This is a genomic window from Actinomadura sp. 21ATH (genome assembly GCF_041951345.1).
Lineage (GTDB): Bacteria > Actinomycetota > Actinomycetes > Streptosporangiales > Streptosporangiaceae > Spirillospora.
Genome location: NZ_JBGNUR010000001.1, coordinates 198,791 through 217,195 on the forward strand (window position 1 = coordinate 198,791; position 18,405 = coordinate 217,195).

General features: G+C 74.5%; 13 protein-coding genes. 5 read left to right on the plus strand and 8 right to left on the minus strand.

Features of this window, described 5'->3' with window-relative positions; all coding sequences use genetic code 11:
- Positions 1–86: 86 nt before the first annotated feature.
- Positions 87–707 carry a TetR/AcrR family transcriptional regulator gene (locus tag ACA361_RS00935; protein ID WP_375009799.1) on the plus strand — a complete coding sequence of 207 codons (621 nt, stop codon included), beginning with the start codon at positions 87–89 and terminating at the stop codon, positions 705–707.
- A gap of 2 nt (positions 708–709) precedes the next feature.
- On the opposite strand, the gene ACA361_RS00940 is transcribed toward ACA361_RS00935, so the two are convergent.
- Positions 710–1,246 (minus strand): hypothetical protein, encoded by a 537-nt coding sequence (locus ACA361_RS00940; RefSeq protein WP_375009800.1) that lies wholly within the window; start codon positions 1,244–1,246, stop codon positions 710–712.
- A gap of 76 nt (positions 1,247–1,322) precedes the next feature.
- Here ACA361_RS00940 and ACA361_RS00945 point away from each other — a divergent pair, with 76 nt between their 5' ends.
- On the plus strand, positions 1,323–2,909 hold the full coding sequence (locus tag ACA361_RS00945) for an AMP-binding protein (RefSeq protein WP_375009801.1): 1,587 nt from the start codon (positions 1,323–1,325) through the stop codon (positions 2,907–2,909).
- A 3-nt stretch (positions 2,910–2,912) separates the two neighbouring features.
- Here ACA361_RS00945 and ACA361_RS00950 read toward each other — a convergent pair whose 3' ends face one another.
- The 4 genes from ACA361_RS00950 to ACA361_RS00965 form a co-directional block, all read right to left on the minus strand.
- Positions 2,913–3,233: a hypothetical protein gene (locus tag ACA361_RS00950; protein WP_375009802.1), complete on the minus strand. Its 321-nt coding sequence runs from the start codon at positions 3,231–3,233 to the stop codon at positions 2,913–2,915.
- A 64-nt stretch (positions 3,234–3,297) separates the two neighbouring features.
- Positions 3,298–4,074, minus strand: a complete 777-nt coding sequence (locus ACA361_RS00955) for a class I SAM-dependent methyltransferase (protein WP_375010873.1) — start codon at positions 4,072–4,074, stop codon at positions 3,298–3,300.
- An 87-nt stretch (positions 4,075–4,161) separates the two neighbouring features.
- Positions 4,162–7,515 (minus strand): ATP-dependent helicase, encoded by a 3,354-nt coding sequence (locus tag ACA361_RS00960; RefSeq protein WP_375009803.1) that lies wholly within the window; start codon positions 7,513–7,515, stop codon positions 4,162–4,164.
- 34 nt (positions 7,516–7,549) lie between these two features.
- Positions 7,550–10,777 (minus strand): ATP-dependent helicase, encoded by a 3,228-nt coding sequence (locus tag ACA361_RS00965; RefSeq protein WP_375009804.1) that lies wholly within the window; start codon positions 10,775–10,777, stop codon positions 7,550–7,552.
- Positions 10,778–11,166: 389 nt separating this feature from the next.
- Between ACA361_RS00965 and ACA361_RS00970 the strand changes: the two genes are divergently transcribed.
- Both ACA361_RS00970 and ACA361_RS00975 read left to right on the plus strand, forming a co-directional pair.
- On the plus strand, positions 11,167–12,696 hold the full coding sequence (locus ACA361_RS00970; protein ID WP_375009805.1) for a hypothetical protein: 1,530 nt from the start codon (positions 11,167–11,169) through the stop codon (positions 12,694–12,696).
- Positions 12,693–14,117: an amidase gene (locus ACA361_RS00975; RefSeq protein WP_375009806.1), complete on the plus strand. Its 1,425-nt coding sequence runs from the start codon at positions 12,693–12,695 to the stop codon at positions 14,115–14,117. The genes ACA361_RS00970 and ACA361_RS00975 overlap by 4 nt, the downstream gene beginning before the upstream one ends.
- Before the next feature lie 59 nt (positions 14,118–14,176).
- Here ACA361_RS00975 and ACA361_RS00980 read toward each other — a convergent pair whose 3' ends face one another.
- From ACA361_RS00980 to ACA361_RS00990, 3 genes are all read right to left on the minus strand, one after another.
- Positions 14,177–14,350, minus strand: a complete 174-nt coding sequence (locus tag ACA361_RS00980; RefSeq protein WP_375009807.1) for a DUF5670 family protein — start codon at positions 14,348–14,350, stop codon at positions 14,177–14,179.
- Between the two features lie 119 nt (positions 14,351–14,469).
- The gene (locus ACA361_RS00985; RefSeq protein WP_375009808.1) at positions 14,470–15,672 is read right to left on the minus strand and encodes a phosphatidylserine/phosphatidylglycerophosphate/cardiolipin synthase family protein; all 1,203 of its coding nucleotides are present in this window, start codon (positions 15,670–15,672) and stop codon (positions 14,470–14,472) included.
- A 228-nt stretch (positions 15,673–15,900) separates the two neighbouring features.
- Complete coding sequence (locus ACA361_RS00990; RefSeq protein ID WP_375009809.1) at positions 15,901–16,353, minus strand: heme-binding protein; 453 nt, start codon at positions 16,351–16,353, stop codon at positions 15,901–15,903.
- A 212-nt stretch (positions 16,354–16,565) separates the two neighbouring features.
- Here ACA361_RS00990 and ACA361_RS00995 point away from each other — a divergent pair, with 212 nt between their 5' ends.
- Positions 16,566–18,362 carry a helix-turn-helix domain-containing protein gene (locus ACA361_RS00995; protein ID WP_375009810.1) on the plus strand — a complete coding sequence of 599 codons (1,797 nt, stop codon included), beginning with the start codon at positions 16,566–16,568 and terminating at the stop codon, positions 18,360–18,362.
- Positions 18,363–18,405: the final 43 nt, after the last annotated feature.

An 18,405-nucleotide genomic window follows, 5' to 3' on the forward strand; every position in this document is an offset into this window, starting at 1 on the left:
TGTCTCCCTGTCTCGGACGGGTCAAGGCGCGGGCGGCCAAGGTGACGCGGACCACAGCCCGTCCCGGCGGCTATAGTGGCGCCGACATGGCGCCATCCGAAGACCTGCTCCCCGCCGAGGACGAGGACACCGGGGAACTCACGACGCGGATCCTCGACGCCGCGCTGGAGGAGTTCGGCGCCTACGGGCTCCGCCGGACCACCGTCGACAACGTCGCCCGCCGCGCCGGCCTCGGCCGCGCCACCGTCTACCGCCGGTTCGGCAACAAGCTCGAACTCATGCGCGCCGTCTCGCTGCGCGAGGCACGGCGCGCCATGGTCGCGATGGTGCGGGCCGCCGAGCACCAGCCCACCATCGAGGACCGGCTGGTCGAAGGATTCGTCACCGGCGTCACCCAGGCCCGCGCCAACCGGCTGCTGACCCGGCTGATCGACGCCGAGCCGGAGCTGATCCTGCCCTACCTGACCACCGACTCCCGGTTCGTGCTGACGTTCATCCGGGACTTCCTCGCCGAGCAGTTCCGCCGCTCCCCCGGCCCGCCGGCCGTCGCGGCGCCCGACGCCGCCGCCGAGATCATGGTCCGGCTGGCGATGTCGTTCTACCTCGCCCCGCACGGCTGCGTACCGCTGGACACCGAGGACGACCTGCGCGCCTTCGCCCGCACCTACCTCGTCCCCCTGCTCCACATCGGGGCCCCGCCCCGCTGAACTCAGTCGAGCGCGGCGACGAAGCGTTCCGCCTCGTCGCGGGACATGCCGGTCTCCGCCTGGACGAGGGCGACCGCCGAGGCGTGGTCGCCGGCCATCTCGAACGCGCGCACGCGCTCCGACAGCGGCGCCCGGCCCTTCTGCAGGCTCGGCACGCCCGTTCCCGCCGGAGGAACGGCCCCCGCCGGGTAGGCCGGTCCCGGCGGCACGGGCGCCCCGCCCCGCGGGTCCCAGCCCGCGCGCACCGCCTCGACGTACTGCTTGGCGTGCGCGCGCCCGAGCCCGCCACCGGCGCGCAGGGTCTTCACCGCCTCGCCGCGGCGGCCGCCCGCGACCAGCCGCCGGGCGTGCTCGTCCACGTCCGGCGGGATCGTCCGGGCGAGGGCCTCCAGCAGCAGCCCGTCGACGTACTCCTTGGCGTCCTTGAGGCTGAGCCGGGTCGCGTCGCGCACCAGCTTGATCGCGTCGATCTGCCGGCCCGCCGCGACCAGCCGGCTCGCGTTGGCCCGGGTCTCGGGGCCCACCTGGAATCCGGGCATGCCGGGATCTTAACCGGCATATCGCGACCGCGGCCGGGTACGGCCCTGAACCGACCCCCGAGCGAGAGGACGCGCCGTGCCGCTGCTCCACCGGATGCGAACGATCTCGCGCGCGGTGTGGGACACCGGCGCGCTGCGGCCCGTGCGGCCGGACCGTGCCGTCCGGATGCCGCTCCAGTACCTCCGGTACGGCCCCGTGCCCGCGACCGTCGGGGCGATGGCCGCGCTGCGCTTCCCCGACCGCACGGCGGTCATCGACGAGCGCGGGACGCTCACGTACGGCGAGCTGGAACGCCGCGCGTCCGCCCTCGCCGCCGCGCTGCGCGACCGGATCGGTGGCGAGGACAGGATCGGCGTGCTGTGCCGCAATCACGGCGGCTTCGTCGAGGCGGTCCTGGCGGCGTCCCGTCTCGGGAACGACGTCGTCCTGCTGAACACCGACTTCTCCGCCCCGCAGCTCGGCGAGGTCGCGGAACGCGAGGGCATCGGGCTGCTGGTCCACGACCAGGAGTTCGACCGGGTCGTGGACGACTCCGCGTACACCGGCGACCGCGTCCACGCCTGGCACGACACCGCCGGCGCGCACGAGACGATCGACGGCCTCCGCGCGGCGGCCGGGCCCGGCCCGGGACGCCCGGAGCGCACCAGCAGGGTCGTCATCATGACGTCGGGCACCACCGGCACCCCCAAGGGCGCCCGGCACGACATCGGCCTCGGCGCGCTCCTCCCCGCCGCCCTCAGCCACCTGATGCGCGTCCCCGTACGGTCCGGCGCGCCGCTGGTGATCGCGCCGCCGCTGTTCCACGTGCTCGGCTTCGCCTACCTGTCCGTGGGGCTCGGCATGGGGACGCCGCTGGTGCTGTCCCGCCACTTCGACCCGAAGGCCGTCCTGGCGGCGATCGAGGAGCACCGCGCCGAGACGCTCGTCGCGGTGCCCGTCATGCTCCAGCGCATCCTGGACGTCCCGGACGGCCCGCGCCCCGCGTCCCTGCGCGCGGTCGTGTGCGGCGGATCGGCGCTGCACCCGCACCTGTCCGAGGCGTTCATGGACGCGTTCGGCGACGTGCTCGTCAACGTGTACGGCGCCACCGAGACCGGCTGGGCGACCATCGCGACCCCCGAGGACCTCCGCGCGGCGCCCGGGACCGCCGGCAGGCCGTCCTTCCGCCTCACCGTCAAGATCCTGGACGAGGACGGCCGCGAGCTGCCCGCCGGCCTGGTCGGCGAGATCCACACCGGCGGCGGCCTGCGCTTCGCCGGCTACACCGGAGGCGGCGGCAAGGAGGGGCACGACGGCCTCCTCGCCACCGGCGACCTGGGCCACTTCGACGAGGCGGGCCGGCTGTTCATCGACGGCCGCGCCGACGACATGATCGTCTCCGGCGGCGAGAACGTCTTCCCGGCCGAGGTCGAGAACCTGCTCGGCGCCCACCCGGACGTCGCGGAGGTCTCGGTCACCGGCGTCGACGACGAGTCGTTCGGCCAGCGCCTCGCCGCCTTCGTCGTCCGCGCCCCCGGCTCGGACGTCACCGAGGACGGCCTCAAGGCCCACGTGAAGGAGCACCTGGCCCGCTTCAAGGTCCCCCGCGACGTCCACTTCGTCGACGAGCTCCCCCGCACCAGCACCGGCAAGGTCCGCTCCAAGGCCCTCGACACCCGCTGAGCGCTAGGCGGCGGGCCGCGCCTTCCGCTTGGCCGCCATGCAGATGCGGGCGAGGTCGTTCAGCGCCTCCACGCGGCGCTCGTCCAGCGACCGCTCGTCGCCCGGGACCGCCTCCGCCAGCGTGTCGATGACCAGCGAGAACAGCGGCCACTCGGCGGGGCCGATGGCGCCGCGGAAGTCGACCTCGCCGTCCTCGAACTCGTCCAGCTCGTCGAGGTCGAGGTTGCGGGCGAAGGTGGCGAGCGCGGCCTCGGCGGCCACCACGCCGATCCGCATCGCCAGCGCGGCGGGCTCGCGGTCCAGGCGCGCAGCAGGGGAAGTCATGGCGGACAACATAGAACACACGAGCGACTCACGTCGAACGTTTGCTCGAAGTTCGCGGGGCCCGTCAGGCGGCGTGGGCCAGGAGGAACGCGTAAGTCTGCGTGAAGTGCAGGTCGCCGTCCACGACGGTCGGGCGCATGCCGGTGGCGGGGCCGCCGGCGACCTCGTCGGCGAGTTCCCGGCGGATGCGGGCGGCGGCGTCCGGGTCGGTGTGGGCGAGTTCCAGCCACGGCTCCAGGGGGCGGACGTAGTCGAAGCGGTCGGTCTCCTTGACCTCGGCGCCCGTTCCGGTGAGCAGGTCGGCGATCCCCGACTCGGTGAGCATCGCGTTGTGGGACGGGTCCCGCAGGCGCTCGACGCGGTCGGGGTCGCCCGATCCGGTCTCCGGGTGGACGAGGTCGGCGACGACCAGCGCCGCGCCGGGGCGGCTGACCCGCGCCATCTCCCGGACGACGGCCGCCGGGTCGGCGACCTGGTGCAGCGAGAACCGGGTGACGACCAGGGTGAACGAGCGGTCGGCGTACGGCAGGTCGGCGGCGTCGCCGCGGGTGAACGTCACGTTCGTGATCGCGTCGTGGTCGGCCTCGCGCTTGCCCTGCGCGAGCATGGCGGGGGTCAGGTCCAGCGCCGTGACATGGCGGACGCGGCGGGCGATCGCGCGCGAGACCAGGGCGGTGCCGGCGGCGACCTCCAGGACGACGTCCTCCGGGTCCAGCTCGGACGCCATGAACCGGACGAGCCGGTCGAGATGGCGGGTGAGCCCCGCGTTCAGCGCCGGGTCGCCGAACCCCGCCGCCTGCTTGGAGAACTCCCGTACGATCCGCTCGTCATGCGCCGCCACCGTCAACTGGCCCTCCGCTCACGCCGGGGTACTTGGGGGCATCATCCCCGAAAGCACGCAGTGTGACCAGAGCCGGTGCGAACCGTGTCAGACGGCGGGGACCGACTCCAGGAGCGCGGTCAGGCCGGCGGCGTCCAGGAGGTCGGCGGGGCGGACGGTCACGTTGGCGCGCACGTAGTGGAAGGCGGCGCTGACCTGGTCGACCGGGACGTCCATCAGCTCGGCCCAGGCAAGCCGGTACGCGGCGAGCTGGACGGACGCGAAGCGCGCCTCGTCGCCGGAGGGCGGGCGGCCGGTCTTCCAGTCGACGACCTCGTAGCGGCCGTCGCCGGCGCGGAAGACGGCGTCCATCCGGCCGCGGACCAGCCGGTCACCGATGATCGTCTCGAACGGGACCTCGATGTCGAGCGGCTCGCGGGCGGCCCATTCGGACGCCTCGAAGCTGTCGCGGAGATCGGCGAAGTCGGCGTCGGCGGCGTCCTCGTCGGCGGCGCCGGGAAGCTCGTCGGGGTCCAGCAGCCGCTGCTGGCCCCAGCGGCTCTCCAGCCAGGCGTGGAACTCGGTGCCGCGCCGCGCGTACGGGGCGGGCGGGCGCGGCATGGGGCGGCGGATCTGCCGGGCGAGCGCGGCGGGGTCGCGGGCGAGGGAGACCAGCGAGGAGACCGACAGGTGGGCGGGCAGCTCGACCTGGAGGCCGTCGCCGCCGCGGCCGCGGTCGCGTTCGGCGAGGAGGAGTTCGACGTCGCGGGCCCAGGCGGACATGCGGCCCCGGTCGGCGGCGGTCAGGCCCGCGTCGCCGGCCCAGGGGCGGGTGCGGCCGAGCATGGCGTCCTCGACCATGCGGGCGCCCTCGACGATCGCCTCGTACCGCGCGCGGGACGCGGCGTCGCCGCGGGCGCCCTGCTCGGCGGGCCATTCGGCGGCCTCCTGCGCGGCGAGGAGCGGGTTGGACTCGTCCTCGCCGGGCGGGTCGGCCCAGACCGCGACGGAGCCGGCGCCGTCCAGGCAGACCTGGCGGACCTCCTCCAGGAACGGGGACGGGCCGAGCGGCCGGCCGGACGCGCCCCACCAGTAGCCGGTGGCGATCAGCAGGCTGGACGCGCGGGTCACGGCGACGTACGCGAGGCGGCGCTCCTCGCGCAGGTCCCGTTCGGCGCAGGCGGCGTCGAAGGCGGTGAGGTCGTCCTTCTCCAGGCCCTTCAGGTCGGGCAGGTCGGCACGGTCGCCGCGGAGCATGAACGGCAGGACGCGCGGGTTGGCCGTCCAGCGGGTGGCGTTCTGCGGCGGCGACGGGAAGATCGAGCCCTTGGCCGGGCCGCCGCTCTTCATCGGGGTGTACGAGAGCCCGGGGACGATCACGACGGGCCATTCGAGGCCCTTGGAGGCGTGGACGGTGAGGAGCTTGACGCTGTTGGTCTCGCCGACCCGGCCCGCCTCCAGCCCGAACTCCTCGCTCTCGGCGGCCTTGAGGTAGGCCAGGAACGCGCCGAGCGTCGGGTCCTCGGCGTCGCCCGCGAACGTGGCGGCGGCGTCGACGAAGGCGTCGAGGTCGGCGCGCGCGGTGACCGGGTCGAGCCCGGACCGGGCGGCGACCTCGATGTCGAGGCCGAGGGCGCGCTCCACCTCGTTCACCAGGTCGGGCAGCGGCAGGCCGACCTGGGAGCGGAGCTGGCGCAGCTCGTCGCGGAGGCGGCGGAGGCGGCCGTACCCCTCGGGGCTGAACGCGCTCGCCGGGCCGAGGTCGTCGAGCGCGTCGACGAGGCTGCCGGTCTCCTGGTTGAGTTCGCTGACGAGCTGGCGCAGCGGGTCGTCGCCGGGCGCCTCCGCGGCCTCGCCGGCGGCGGGCGCGGCGGCGTTCTCGGGCGGGGTGACGTCGCGGGCGGCCTCCTGGGCGAGGGAGCGGGCGCGGCGGCCGAGCGCCACCAGGTCGCGGGGGCCGAGCCGCCAGCGCGGGCCGGTCAGGAGCCGGGCCAGCGACGCCCCGGCGGACGGGTCGTGCATGACGCGCAGCGTGGCGACGACGTCCTGCACCTCGGGGACGGTCAGCAGCCCGCCCAGCCCGACGACCTCGACGGGGATGCCGCGCGTCTCGAGCGCCTTGCGGATCAGCGGGAACTGGGACCGCTTGCGCGCCAGCACCGCGATGTCGCCGTACTGGAGCGGCTCGTCGCCGAGCCAGGCGCCGCCGTCCGGGGCGGTCGCGGGGTCGCCGGCCAGCTCCCGCTGGATGCGGGCGGCGATCCGGTCGGCCTCCTCCTCGACGGTCTCGAACAGCGCGCACTCGACCCGGCCGCGCTTCTCGCGCCCGGCGCCGGGGGTCAGCCGCGGTACGGCGGCGGTGTCCTTGCGCAGCTCGTCCTGGACCTTCGCGGCCGCGTCCAGGATGCGCTCGCCGTTCCGGAAGCTCTTGCTGAGCTGGACGACGGGCGCGGGGTCGGGCCGCCGCCCGGCGACGGGCGCGTGCAGCGGGAAGTCGTACGCGAAGCGCAGCAGGTTGCCCGCGCTCGCGCCGCGCCAGCCGTAGATGGACTGGCAGGGGTCGCCGACCGCGGTCACCGGGTGGCCGCCGGCGAACAGCGACCGCAGCAGGACGAGCTGCGCCTGGCTGGTGTCCTGGTACTCGTCCAGGAGGACGACCGAGAAGCGCGACCGCTCGATCATCCCGACCTCGGGGTGCCTGTACGCGATCCGGGCGGCCAGCGCCATCTGGTCGCCGTGGTCGATCACCTCGCGGCCCGCCTTGGCGCGGTGGTACGCCTCGACCAGCGGCATGAGCTGCTCGCGGACGGCGTGCTTGGCGAGGATGTCGCGCTGCGCCTTCAGCGGCTTCTTCACGGCCGCGAACCGCTCGTCCAGCCAGGCACCGACCTTGCGGACGTCGTCGCCGGTCCGCAGGTGCTCGGACAGGTCGCCGGCCAGTTCCATGACGGCCTTGGTGACGGTGTCCGGCTGCCAGTCGATGCGGTCCATCGGGCCGTCGTAGGCGTCCACGACGCGGGAGCAGATCTGCCAGGCGACCGCCGGGGAGATCAGCCGCATCGTCGGCTCCAGCGCCTCGCGCAGGGCGTGGTCGCCGAAGAGGCGCGCGGCGTACGAGTGGTACGTCGACACCATCGGCTCGCCGTCGAACAGCGACTCGCCGCCCAGCCGCGCCAGCTCGTCGTCCGGCAGCACCTCGCGCAGCCGGTCGAGCCGCTTGCGCACCCGCGCGCCCAGCTCGGCCGCCGCCTTGCGGGTGAAGGTCAGGCCGAGGACGCGCTCGGGCCGGACGAACCCGTTCGCGACGAGCCACACGACCCGGGCGGCCATCGTCTCGCTCTTGCCCGACCCGGCGCCCGCGATCACTGCCATCGGCGCCAGCGGCGCCTCGATCACCCGGGCCTGCTCCCCGGTCGGCTCGGGGATCTCCAGCAGCCGGGCCAGCTCCGCCGGAGTGATCAACCGCCCTCCCGCGCAGCTCGTGAAGACCGGACTGTCACGGCCCTACCTGGCCCCCCTCGTCATGGACCGGGCAGCAGGACCGTACGGGGCAGGTCCGACACTTGTCATTGGCCCGGGCCTGGAAGACCTCCCCGGCCATCCCGGTCGCGACGATCTCGACCAGCTTCTTGGGCCACTCGGGATCGGGGTCGTCGGCGGGCGGCGGCTGCTCCTGCTCGCGCGCCTTCGCGGTGAACGCGGCCTTGCCGACCTGGATCAGCTTGGCGCCGCCCGGCTCGATCAGGCCGTGCCGCTCGAACGCGCCCAGCATCACCGCGTACTGGTAGACGCCGAGCTGCGGGTGGCGGGCCAGGTCGTCCTTCGGCACGGCCGTCGTGGAGGTCTTGATGTCGATGATGACGGCGCGGCCGTCGGCGTCCCGCTCGGCGCGATCGATGCGGCCCTTGATGACGACCCGGCCGAGGTCGACCTTGAACGACTCCTCCAGCGCCACGACGTCGTTGGGGTTGTCGCGGTGCCAGCCGAGGAACTTGTCGACCATCCGCGCGGCCTGCTCGCGCTGCTTCTCCGAGTACCAGGAGGAGCGGAACTCCAGGTCGCTCCACACGTCGTCGAGCCGCTTGGCGAGGTCGACCTCGTCGATGCCGTCGTCGGCGCCGGCCATCTCGGCCACCGCGTGGACGACCTTGCCCATCGTGCTGAACTCGTTGGGGCCGCCCTCCTGCGCGCCCACCGCCGAGGCCAGCAGCCAGCGCAGCCCGCAGGTGGTGAACGCCTCCACCTGGGACGGCGAGATCGTGATCTGCTCGTCCTCGGCGAACGCGGGGCCCGCGTCGGACAGCGCGGTGATCGCGTACCAGTTCTCCGGGCGGGCGCCGCGCACTCCGGCGCGGGCGAGCCGGGCCAGGTGGCCGGCGGCGGCGCGGCGCATCGGCTCCGGCCGGGACGGGTCGGCGACCACCGAGCGCAGGTCGGCGACCAGCGCGGGCAGCGACAGCCAGCGGGTCTTCTCGTCCAGCTGGGACTGCTCGATCGCGCCGGGCAGCAGCTCGTTCAGGAACCGGGACGGGCGCTCCTCCGCGTCGTCGCCGCCGACCGCCGTGACGACGAGGCGGCGCCGGGCGCGGGTGACGGCGACGTAGAAGAGGCGGCGTTCCTCGTCCATCATCTTCGCCGCCATGGACGCGCCCGCGGCGACGGCGGCACCGGCCGGCGGGCGGGCGTCGGCCGGGTGCGGCTCGCGCTCCAGCTCGCTGCCCGCCGCCAGCTCGACCAGCTCCTCCACGCCGAGCAGCGAGCCGCGCAGCCGCAGGTCGGGCCACACGCCCTCCTGGACGCCCGCGACGACGACCACGTCCCACTCCAGGCCCTTGGACCGGTGCGCGGTCAGGATCCGCACCGCCTCGCCCTGCGGCGCCTTGTCGGCGAGCGTGTCCCCGGCGATCTCCTGGGAGGAGATCGTGTCGACGAACAGCTCCGGTCCCGCCTGCGGCAGCCGGTCGACGAACCGCGCGGCATGGTCGAACAGCGCGACCACCGCGTCCAGGTCGCGGTCGGCGGACGCGCCGCGCGCCCCGCCCCGGACGCTCTGCTCCAGCAGCGCCTCGGCCTGGCCGCTCTCGCGCCACACGTCCCACAGGACGTCCTCGGCGGTGCCGCCCCTGGCCTGCGTCTCCCTCGCGACCTGGACGAGCCGCGCGACCCGCTCGGCCGGGGCCCGCACCTTCTCGTGGACGAGGAGCAGCTCGCGCGGGTCGTCGATCGCCGCGACGAGCAGCTCGTTCAGCGACCGGGTCCCGCCCGACAGGTCCTCCAGGTCGCGCAGCGCGCGCTTGAGCCGCCGCATGCCGAGCGCGTCGGCGCCGCCGAGCGGGCCGGTCAGCAGGTCCTCGGCGACCAGCTCGTCCAGGAACTCCTTCTTGAACGCGGCGCGCAGCAGCACCAGGATCGGCCGGACGGCGGGCTCGGCGATCAGCGGCACCTCGTCGCCCGCCACGACCACCGGCACGCCCGCCTGCGCGAGCGCGCGGCGCAGCGCCGGGACCTGCCGCACGGCGCTGCGGACCAGCACCGCCATCCGCGACCACGGCACGCCGTCCAGCAGGTGGGCGCGGCGCAGCTCGTCGGCGACCAGCGCGGACTCCTGGCTCTCCGAGTCGGCGATCACCGCCCGCACCTCCTCGGAGACCTCGGCGCTCTCGGGGCCGCCGGAGGCGTCGGTCCCCGCCGGGGCCGCGCTGACGGCGCGCAGGGCGCGGTGCTCGGCGGCCAGCACGCCCGCCGGCAGCCGGCGCGCGATCCGCCGGGACGCCTCCAGGATCTCCGGCCCCATCCGGCGGCAGTCCTGGAGCGCCACCACCGGCGCCGGGTCGCCGTCCAGGGTCGGGAACCGCTGCGGGAACTCCAGGATGCCGCGCACGTCGGCGCCCCGGAACCCGTAGATCGACTGGTCCGGGTCGCCCACGACCACCAGGTCGCGGCCCTCCCCCGCCAGGCCCCGCAGCAGGGCCTCCTGCGCCGGGTCGGTGTCCTGGTACTCGTCCACGAACACCACGTCGTACGCGTCGCGCTCGCGGACCAGCACCTCCTCCTCCATGAGCATCCCGGCCGCCACCCGGATGAGGTCGGTGTAGTCGTAGGTCGTGACGGGGTCCACGGCGAAGCGGTCGGCGTAGCGCTCCATGAAGCGGCCGATGGCCGTCCAGTCGTCGCGGCCCCGGGCCCGGCCGAGGGCGACCAGATCGTCCGCCAGCAGATCGCGCTCGGCCGCGCGCAGCGTGAAGTCGCGCAGCTCCTCGGCGAACCCGCGCGTCGCCAGCGCCGCCCGCAGCCGCTCGGGCCACTCCCGCGCCCCGTCGGCCAGCTCGCCCTCCAGGAGCCGCCGCACCTCCAGCAGCTGCTCGGGCCCCGACAGCAGCCGCGGCGGGGGCTCCTCGTTCAGGACGGCGTCGCGGCGCAGCATCGCGTACGCGTAGCCGTGGAACGTCAGCGCCAGCGGCGTCCGCGTCGTGCGGCGCAGCCGGCCGGTGATCCGCTGGCGCAGCTCGCCCGCCGCCTTGCGGCCGAACGTGAGCACCAGCACGCGCTCGGGGTCGGTGCCGCGGTTCTCGATGCGGTCGACCACCGCCTCGACGATCGTGGTGGTCTTCCCCGTCCCGGGGCCGGCCAGCACCAGCAGCGGCCCGCCCGCATGCTCGACGACCCGCCGCTGCCGCTCGTCGAGCACCGGCGGGACGGCACGCGCGGGACCCGCGCGGCGCACGAGACGATAGGAGGCTGGAGGCACAACATTTCATTGGAGCAGATCAACGGGCCTGCTCTGACCACATCGGCCGCATGTCGCGCATGAGACTCCGGAACCGGCCACGCCCCGTGCACGCACCGTGACGGCACCGCCCGGACCGCCGCCATATACCAGCCGGACACGCAGCGTCATCCGGCACGTTGCACAAAACGACGGCGGGCCCGGTGTGCGCTTTTCTCATTGTCGGTCGAAAAACCATCGGCCAGAGTCACTGGCACCCGTGCGAATATCGCCGGAACGACCGTAACAGCCGCGCAATCAGCATTTAACAAAAGCCTAGCAGTGTCCCCTCGGACCCCTCAGACCCCTTCTCCAGCCGGCCCTTCCCCGCAATGGATGGTGACGCGTTGTCCGCTGCCCACTGGATCTATCTGCTCGGGCTAGCCGCCCTGATCGCCACCGTGGTGGCGAAGCGAAACGTGATCGCGCTGGCCGTCGTGGCCACCTTCGCCACCGGCGTCGCGTACGGGGGAAGCCTCGTCACCGGCCTCGGCGCGATCTTCAACGGCGCGATCGTCGCCACCCGCGAACTGCTGCCGATCTTCATCATCATCGCGCTGGTCACCGCCATGCTGGGGGCGATGCGGGGGCTCGGCGCGGACGCCCTGATGATCCGCCCGCTGCGCGGCCTGTTCCGCAACGGGCATGTCGCGTACGTCGTCCTGGCGGTGGTGACGTACCTGCTGTCGATGTCGTTCTGGCCCACCCCGGTGCTGCCGCTGATCGCCGCGATCCTGCTGCCCGCCGCCGTGAAGGCCGGGCTGGCGCCGTTCGGGGCGGCGCTGGCGATCGCCATCACCGGCCAGGGCATGGCGCTGAGCTCGGACTACATCATGGGCGTGGCCCCCGGCCTGTCCGCCGAGGGCGCGAACGTCCCCGCCCCGGACATCGCCGACCGCGCGCTGGTCATCTCGCTGATCGCCGGCGTGGTCGCGCTCGCGGTCGCGTACCTGCGCGACGTCCGCACCAGGATGCTCGACCCGGTGGCCGCGGCCGCGATCAGGCTGCCGGTCACCGAGACGGCGACCGCGCAGGCCACCACCCGTTTGGAACGTGCCGAAGGCGGCGGGACGAGGCCGGCCGGTGGCGGCGGGGGCACCGCCACGCTCACCGCCACGGGCGGCGGCCCGGAGCCCGCCGCCCCGGCTCCGGTCCCGGCCCCCGCCCCGACCCCGCAGGCCCGGATCGTCGCGGTCGCCGTGCCGGCCCTCTTCGCGCTCCTGCTGGTCTTCATGCTGCTGGGCCGCTTCACCTCGCTCGTGCCGGACATCGACGACGGCGCGGGCGCCCCGCTGGTCGGCGGCACCGCCGCGCTCGCCCTCGTGGTGATCGCCCTGGTCGCGAACCGCCGGGGGTGGACGGAGGACATCGGCGGCCACTTCACCGAGGGCATCGCGTTCGCGTTCCGCACGATGGGCATGGTCATCCCCGTCGCGGGCTTCGTCTACGTGGGCCTGTCCGACTACTCCGGCGAGATCCTCGGCCTCCCGGACGGCGCCAAGGCGCCCGGCTTCCTCCTGGACGCGATCGCGAACGTCCGGCCGCACATCCCGGAGGTCCCGGTCTTCGCCTCGTTCGCGATGCTGCTGATCGGGATGGTGATCGGCCTGGACGGCAACGGCTGGCCCGGCCTGCCGTTCACCGGCTCGCTGGCCGGCTCGCTCGGCGACGGGTCGGGCGCCGACGTGGCCACGCTGGCCGCGATCGCCCAGAACGGCGCCAGCTGGACCGGCGGCGGCACCCTGGTCATCTGGTCGTCGCTGATCGTCGTCGCCGGGCTGACCGGCGTCTCCGTCATCGACCTGGCCCGCCGCCTCTTCGTCCCCGTCGTCACCGGCCTCGTCGTGGCGACCGCGATCGCGACGGTGCTCCTGTGACGGGCGGCCGGCCGGGCGCCGGCACGGCGTCCGATCCCGCGGGAGGCGCGCGCACGGTCGTGGAGACGGCCGAGCTGGTGCGGAAGGGGGCGCTCGGCGCGCGGGAGGCGGTCGAGGAGGCGCTGGACCGGATCGCGCGGCTGGATCCCGGGCTGGGCGCGTTCGTGCACGTGGACGCCGAGGGGGCCGTCCGGCGGGCGCGGGAGGTGGACGAGAGGGTCGCGCGCGGGGACGATCCCGGGCCGCTGGCCGGGGTGCCGCTCGGGGTGAAGGAGCTGCACGCGGTGGCCGGGTGGCCGTTCGCGATGGGCAGCGCCCTGCACGCGGACCGGGTCGCGCGGCACACGTCCACGCTGGTGGCGCGGGCCGTGGCGGCGGGGGCGGTGCCGGTCGGGGCGACGGCGTCGCCGGAGTTCGGGCGGGCCTCGTTCACCGCGTCGCGGCTGCACGGCGTCACCCGGAACCCGTGGAACCCGGCGCTCACGCCGGGCGGCTCCAGCGGCGGGTCGGCGGCGGCGGTCGCGGCCGGGATGGTGCCCGTCGCGACCGGCACGGACGGGGCCGGGTCGCTGCGGATCCCGGCCTCGTACTGCGGGCTGGTCGGCTTCAAGGGGACGTACGGGCGCGTCCCGCGCGGGCCGTACCACTGGGGCACGGCCGAGAACGACCACTACGGCGTGCTCACGCGCACGGTGCGGGACACCGCGCGCTACCTGGACTGCGTGTGCGGCGCCGACGAGTACGACCGGTCCTCGCTGCCCGCGCCGGCCGAGCCGTTCGAGGCCGCGCTCGGCGCGATCGATCTGCGCGGGCTGCGCGTCGCGTGGGCGCCGGACCTCGGGAACGCGCCGTGCGATCCCGAGGTGGCCGCCGCGGTCGGCGCGGTGGCGGAGAAGTTCGCCGCGGAGGCGGGGCTCCGGCGGGTGGAGGCCGGGCTGCGGCTGGAGGCGGCGTGCGGCGCCGCGTTCCGGACGCTGTCGGTCGCGGACGTGCACGCCGAACTGCGGGAGGCGGCCGGCCGGCTCGGGGACGTGCATCCGACCGTGCGCCGGTACGGGGACGCCGCGGCGGCCCTGGACGCGGACGCGCTGGTCGACGCCCACCAGGCGCGGGCGCGGCTGGTGGCGGAGCTGGCGGCGGCGTTCGAGCGGTTCGACCTGCTGCTGACGCCCGCCACGCAGGTCCCGGCGTTCGCCGCCGAAGGGCCAATGCCGACCGAGATCGCCGGGCGGGCGGTGGACCACTGGGGGGCGCTGGCGGTGACGTTCCCGTTCAACCTGTCGGGGCATCCTGCGGTGTCGGTGCCGGCCGGCACGGCGGGCGGCGCGCCGGTGGGCCTGCAGATCGTCGGGCGGCGGCACCGGGACGCGACGGTCCTGGCCGCGGCGGCGGCCGTGGAGGCGCTCGGCGCGGCCCGCTGAGAGACGCCACCGCGCCCGTTCCCGGAAAGGGAAGGGCGCGGTGGCGTTCTCATATATCGCTACCAGCGGTACCAGCGGCCGCGCTTCCCGCTCGGCCCGGTGCTGCGCGAGACGAAGCCCAGCAGCCACAGGACCAGCACGATGGCGGCGATTATCCAGAGGATCTTCACCGCGAATCCGGCGCCGAACAGAAGCAGCACCAGAAGCAGCACGAGAATCATCAACCAGGGCATTTTGTTTCCTCCTCGGCCCCGGTGTCCCCGCAGGCAGCGACCTCATGCCGGGAGAAGATCACGGTTTGGACTCGGTGCGCACGGCACATCTTCGCGGACTTTCCGTGACGCGATCCAGGTCACAGGAAGCGGCGGATCGGCGCTATCGAGAGTTCCGCGGCGCGCTGCACGCGGGAGCGCTTCTTCCAGCGCCATTCCACGATTTCCTCGGCGCGGCGGAGATCCTCGTCGAAATGGCCGTCCAGCGTGCGGGTGAAGCCGCGGTCCACGACGGCGAGCATGATCTCCTCGTCGTGGTCCATGGACCGGCGGTTGAAGTTCGTGGAGCCGACGAGCGACACGATCCCGTCGGCGGTGAGGACCTTGGTGTGCAGCATCGTCGGCTGGAACTGCCAGATCCGCACCCCGTCGGCCAGCAGCGCCTCGTAGTGCCGCTGGCCGCCCAGCAGCGAGACGCGCTTGTCGATGTGCGGGCCGGGCAGCAGGATCTCGACGTCCACGCCGCGCCGGGCGGTCCGTCCCAGCAGGCCGGTGAAGTAGTCGTCCGGGGAGAAGTAGGCCGTGGAGAGGCGGACGCGCTCCTCCGCGGACTCCAGCACCACCCGCGTCAGCGTCTGCATGTCCTGCCAGCCGATGCTGGCCGAGCCGCGCACGACCTGCACGATCGCGTCGCCGGCCGGCTCGTGCGCGGTGAAGCGGTCGCGCTCGTCGAACAGCTCGTCATGGCACTCGGCCCAGCCCTGGGCGAAACCGGCCGCGATGCCGTCCACCGCGGGCCCGCGGACCTCGACGTGGGTGTCGCGCCACTCGTTCTCGTCGCGGGCGTCGCCGCACCACTCCTCGGCGATGCCGACACCGCCGGTGAACGCGACGTCCTCGTCGACGACCAGGACCTTGCGGTGGCAGCGGTGGTTCTGCTTGAACGGCGAGTGGCGCAGCGGCTTGCGGAACCACGCGACGGTGACCCCGCTGCGGCTCATCTCGTCCAGCAGGCCCTTCTCGATGGGATGGCTGCCGATCCCGTCCAGGAGGAGCCGCACCCGCACCCCGGCCCGGGCCCGGTCGCAGAGCGCCGCGGAGAACCGGCGGGCGATGTCGCCGCGCCAGTACACGTAGGTCATCATGTCGATGGTGCGCTCGGCGGCGGTGATCGCGGCCAGCATCGCGGGGAAGATCTCGTCCCCGTTGCGGAGCGGTAAGAGGGCGTTGCCCTCGGTCGCCGCGATCCCGATGAGCCGCTCCAGGCGGCGGCGGATGCGCTGCTCGGCGGGGGTGTCGGCGGCCGTCCCCCCGCTCGGGGACGTTGACGTGTCGGCGGTCATGGTGCTCCCGTGTCCGGCGGCCAGGCGGGCCGAGCGGTGGTCGCGCGGGTGCCCGCACCGGTTCCGGCCAGGGCGTCGCCCCGGTACCGGCCTGACCACCAACTCGCCCCTTTTCTTCGGACATGTCCGGATCGGCGTTTACCCCGCTCCGGGCCGCCCATGCACCGCCCGTCCCGGCCCGGCCCCGGCCACCCGGCGGCCGGGGCCGGGCCGCGCCGCCGCCCGGGCTCACCCGGCCGGACGAGGCGCGATCTTCTCCTCGAACGCGCGCAGCGCCGCGGCGCCCACCGCCTTGTCCTGCTCGCCGTTCCCGCCGCTCACGCCGACCGCGCCGATGACCTGGCCCTCGTACACGATCGGGAAGCCGCCGACGAAGACGGCGAACTTACCCGGGTGCATCTGGCTGATCCCGAACGCCTCGTTGCCGGGCAGCGCGGGACCGTTCGGCGGCTCGTTGAACTTGTGGGTGTCGCGCTGGTGCCCGGCCGCGGTGAACGCCTTGGCGATCGCGATCTCCACGCCGGTGAGCCGGGCGCCGGTCATCCGGTGCAGGGCGATCGGGTGGGCGCCGTCGTCGGCGATGCAGATCGTCTCCTTGACGCCGATCCGCGCCGCCTCCTCCTCGGCCGCCTGAAGCAGCACGAGCGCGTCCTCCAGGGTCAGCCGGTGAACGGTCTGCATTTTCGACTCCTTCCGAAATTCCCTCGAAATGGAAAACGTGCATTCGAGGTATTGCCCGACACGTTGCGCCGCCGCAGAATGGGGAGGCGGAGAAAAAGGATTCCCTGCCTCGTTCCGCCCGCCAGTCCCTCGGCCACGGCAGCAAGTCTCCGGGACCCCACCGGACCGGACTATGTACACTCTGCCGAACCAGAGGGACGGGATGTGGGCACATGGCACATCAGCACGCCGTACACCAGCACGCCGGCGCCGTCACCGCCGGCCAGGACGGCCGCATCAGCGTCGGGGCCCTGCTGGCCGAGCCGCTGCTGCGCGGCAGCCTGGTCGCGGGCGCGGCGGGGCTCGACCGCCCGGTCTCCTGGTGCCTGCCGCTGTCGGAGACCCGCCGGTACGCCGAGGAGGGCACGGGCGCGCCCGACCTCGGCTGCATCGCCATCCACCTGCCCGCAACCAAGCTGGCCGCCGCCGAGGAGGCGGGGGCGCTCATCCTGGAGCTGGCACGGCGCGGCGCCGCGGCGCTGCTGGCTTGGCAGCCGCCGGGCACCCGGTCGGACCTGACGGCCGCGGCGCGCGCGGCGGACCGGGCCGGCGTCCCGCTGCTGGACCTGCGCGAGGAGGCCGACTACCGGGCGGTGAGCCGGCTCGTCGGGCAGAAGGCGCTGGCGCAGACCTCGCACGTCCTGGAGTACGGGGCGCGGGTGCACCGCGCGCTGGGCGACGTCCTCGCGCAGGGCTCCGGCATCCCCGCGATGGCGCACGCGATCGCCAACCTGGCCCGCTGCCCGGTGCTGATCCAGGACGACGAGGGCGAGCGGCTGGCGTGGGCGGAGCCGCCGGACGGCACCACGGCCGACCCGGACGCGCTCGCGGCCGCGCTGCCGCCCGTCCCGGCGCGGGCCGAGTCGCCGTGGCCGGTGGTCGCGGACCTGCCGGTGGCGACCGGCGGGCAGCCGGAGGAGCTGGACGTCGAACTCGGCGGCGCCCCCGGCGGCGAGCCGGTCCGGGTGCTGGTCACGCCGATCATCGTGGGCGGCGAGCCGTACGGGCGGCTGGTGATGGCCGAGCGGGCGTTCCCGCCGGACGAGCACGACCTGGCCCAGCACCGCGTGATCGCCGAGCACGGCGCGACGCTGACCGGCTCGGAGATGCTGCGGCAGCGGTCGGTGCGGGCGGCCGAGGAGCGCGCCCGCGGCGACTTCGTGGAGGCGCTGGTGCACGGCCGGTTCGCCGACCCGTACGAACTGGGCGCCCGCGCCCGCCACCACGGCTTCGACGTGGACGGGCACTTCGCCGTGCACGTGGTGGCGGCCTCGTCGCTCCTGCCGGTCGGCCGCGACTACCTGCGGCTGAAGCTGACCGCCACCCGGATCGCGCAGGCGATGGACCCCGACGGGATCACGCTGACCGCCGCGATCGGCTCCACCATCGTCGTCATCCGGCAGCTGGCGTCCTGCGGCGATCCGCTCCAGGAGCGGAAGGAGGCCGCCCGGTTCGCGCAGCGGCTCCGGCGGCGGCTCCTGCAGCCCCTCGGGGACGATCTGCGCGTCACGTACGGGCGCCCCGGCGAGGGCGCGGCGGGCGTCGCGACGAGCTACTACGAGGCGCGGCTGGCGATGGGGCTGGCCTGGCACACCGGGGCGGAGCCGGTGTGCGGGTACGACGACCTGCGCGTGTTCGCGGCGCTGAAGGAGGTCGCGGGGAGCGTGGAGGGCCGGTCGTTCGCGGCGGAGACGCTCGCGCCGCTGCGGCAGGCGGGCGGCGGCGACCTGGAGTCGATCGTGCTGGCGTACATCAAGGCCGCCGGCAACCTGAACGCGGCGGCGCGCTCGCTCAACCTGCACCGCAACACGATGCTCTACAAGCTGGACCGCGCCTCGCGCGCGCTGCGGATGGACGTCCGCACGGCGGAGGCGCAGTTCATGTTCTGGCTGGCGCACCACATCGAGACGCTCAGCTCGGTCACCCACACCCTCGCCGACGAACTCTCCCCGCCCGCCGAACGGCGTTGACTCGTGGCGTGTCTCGCTCCTCGCGGGCCGCGAGGAGCGAGAC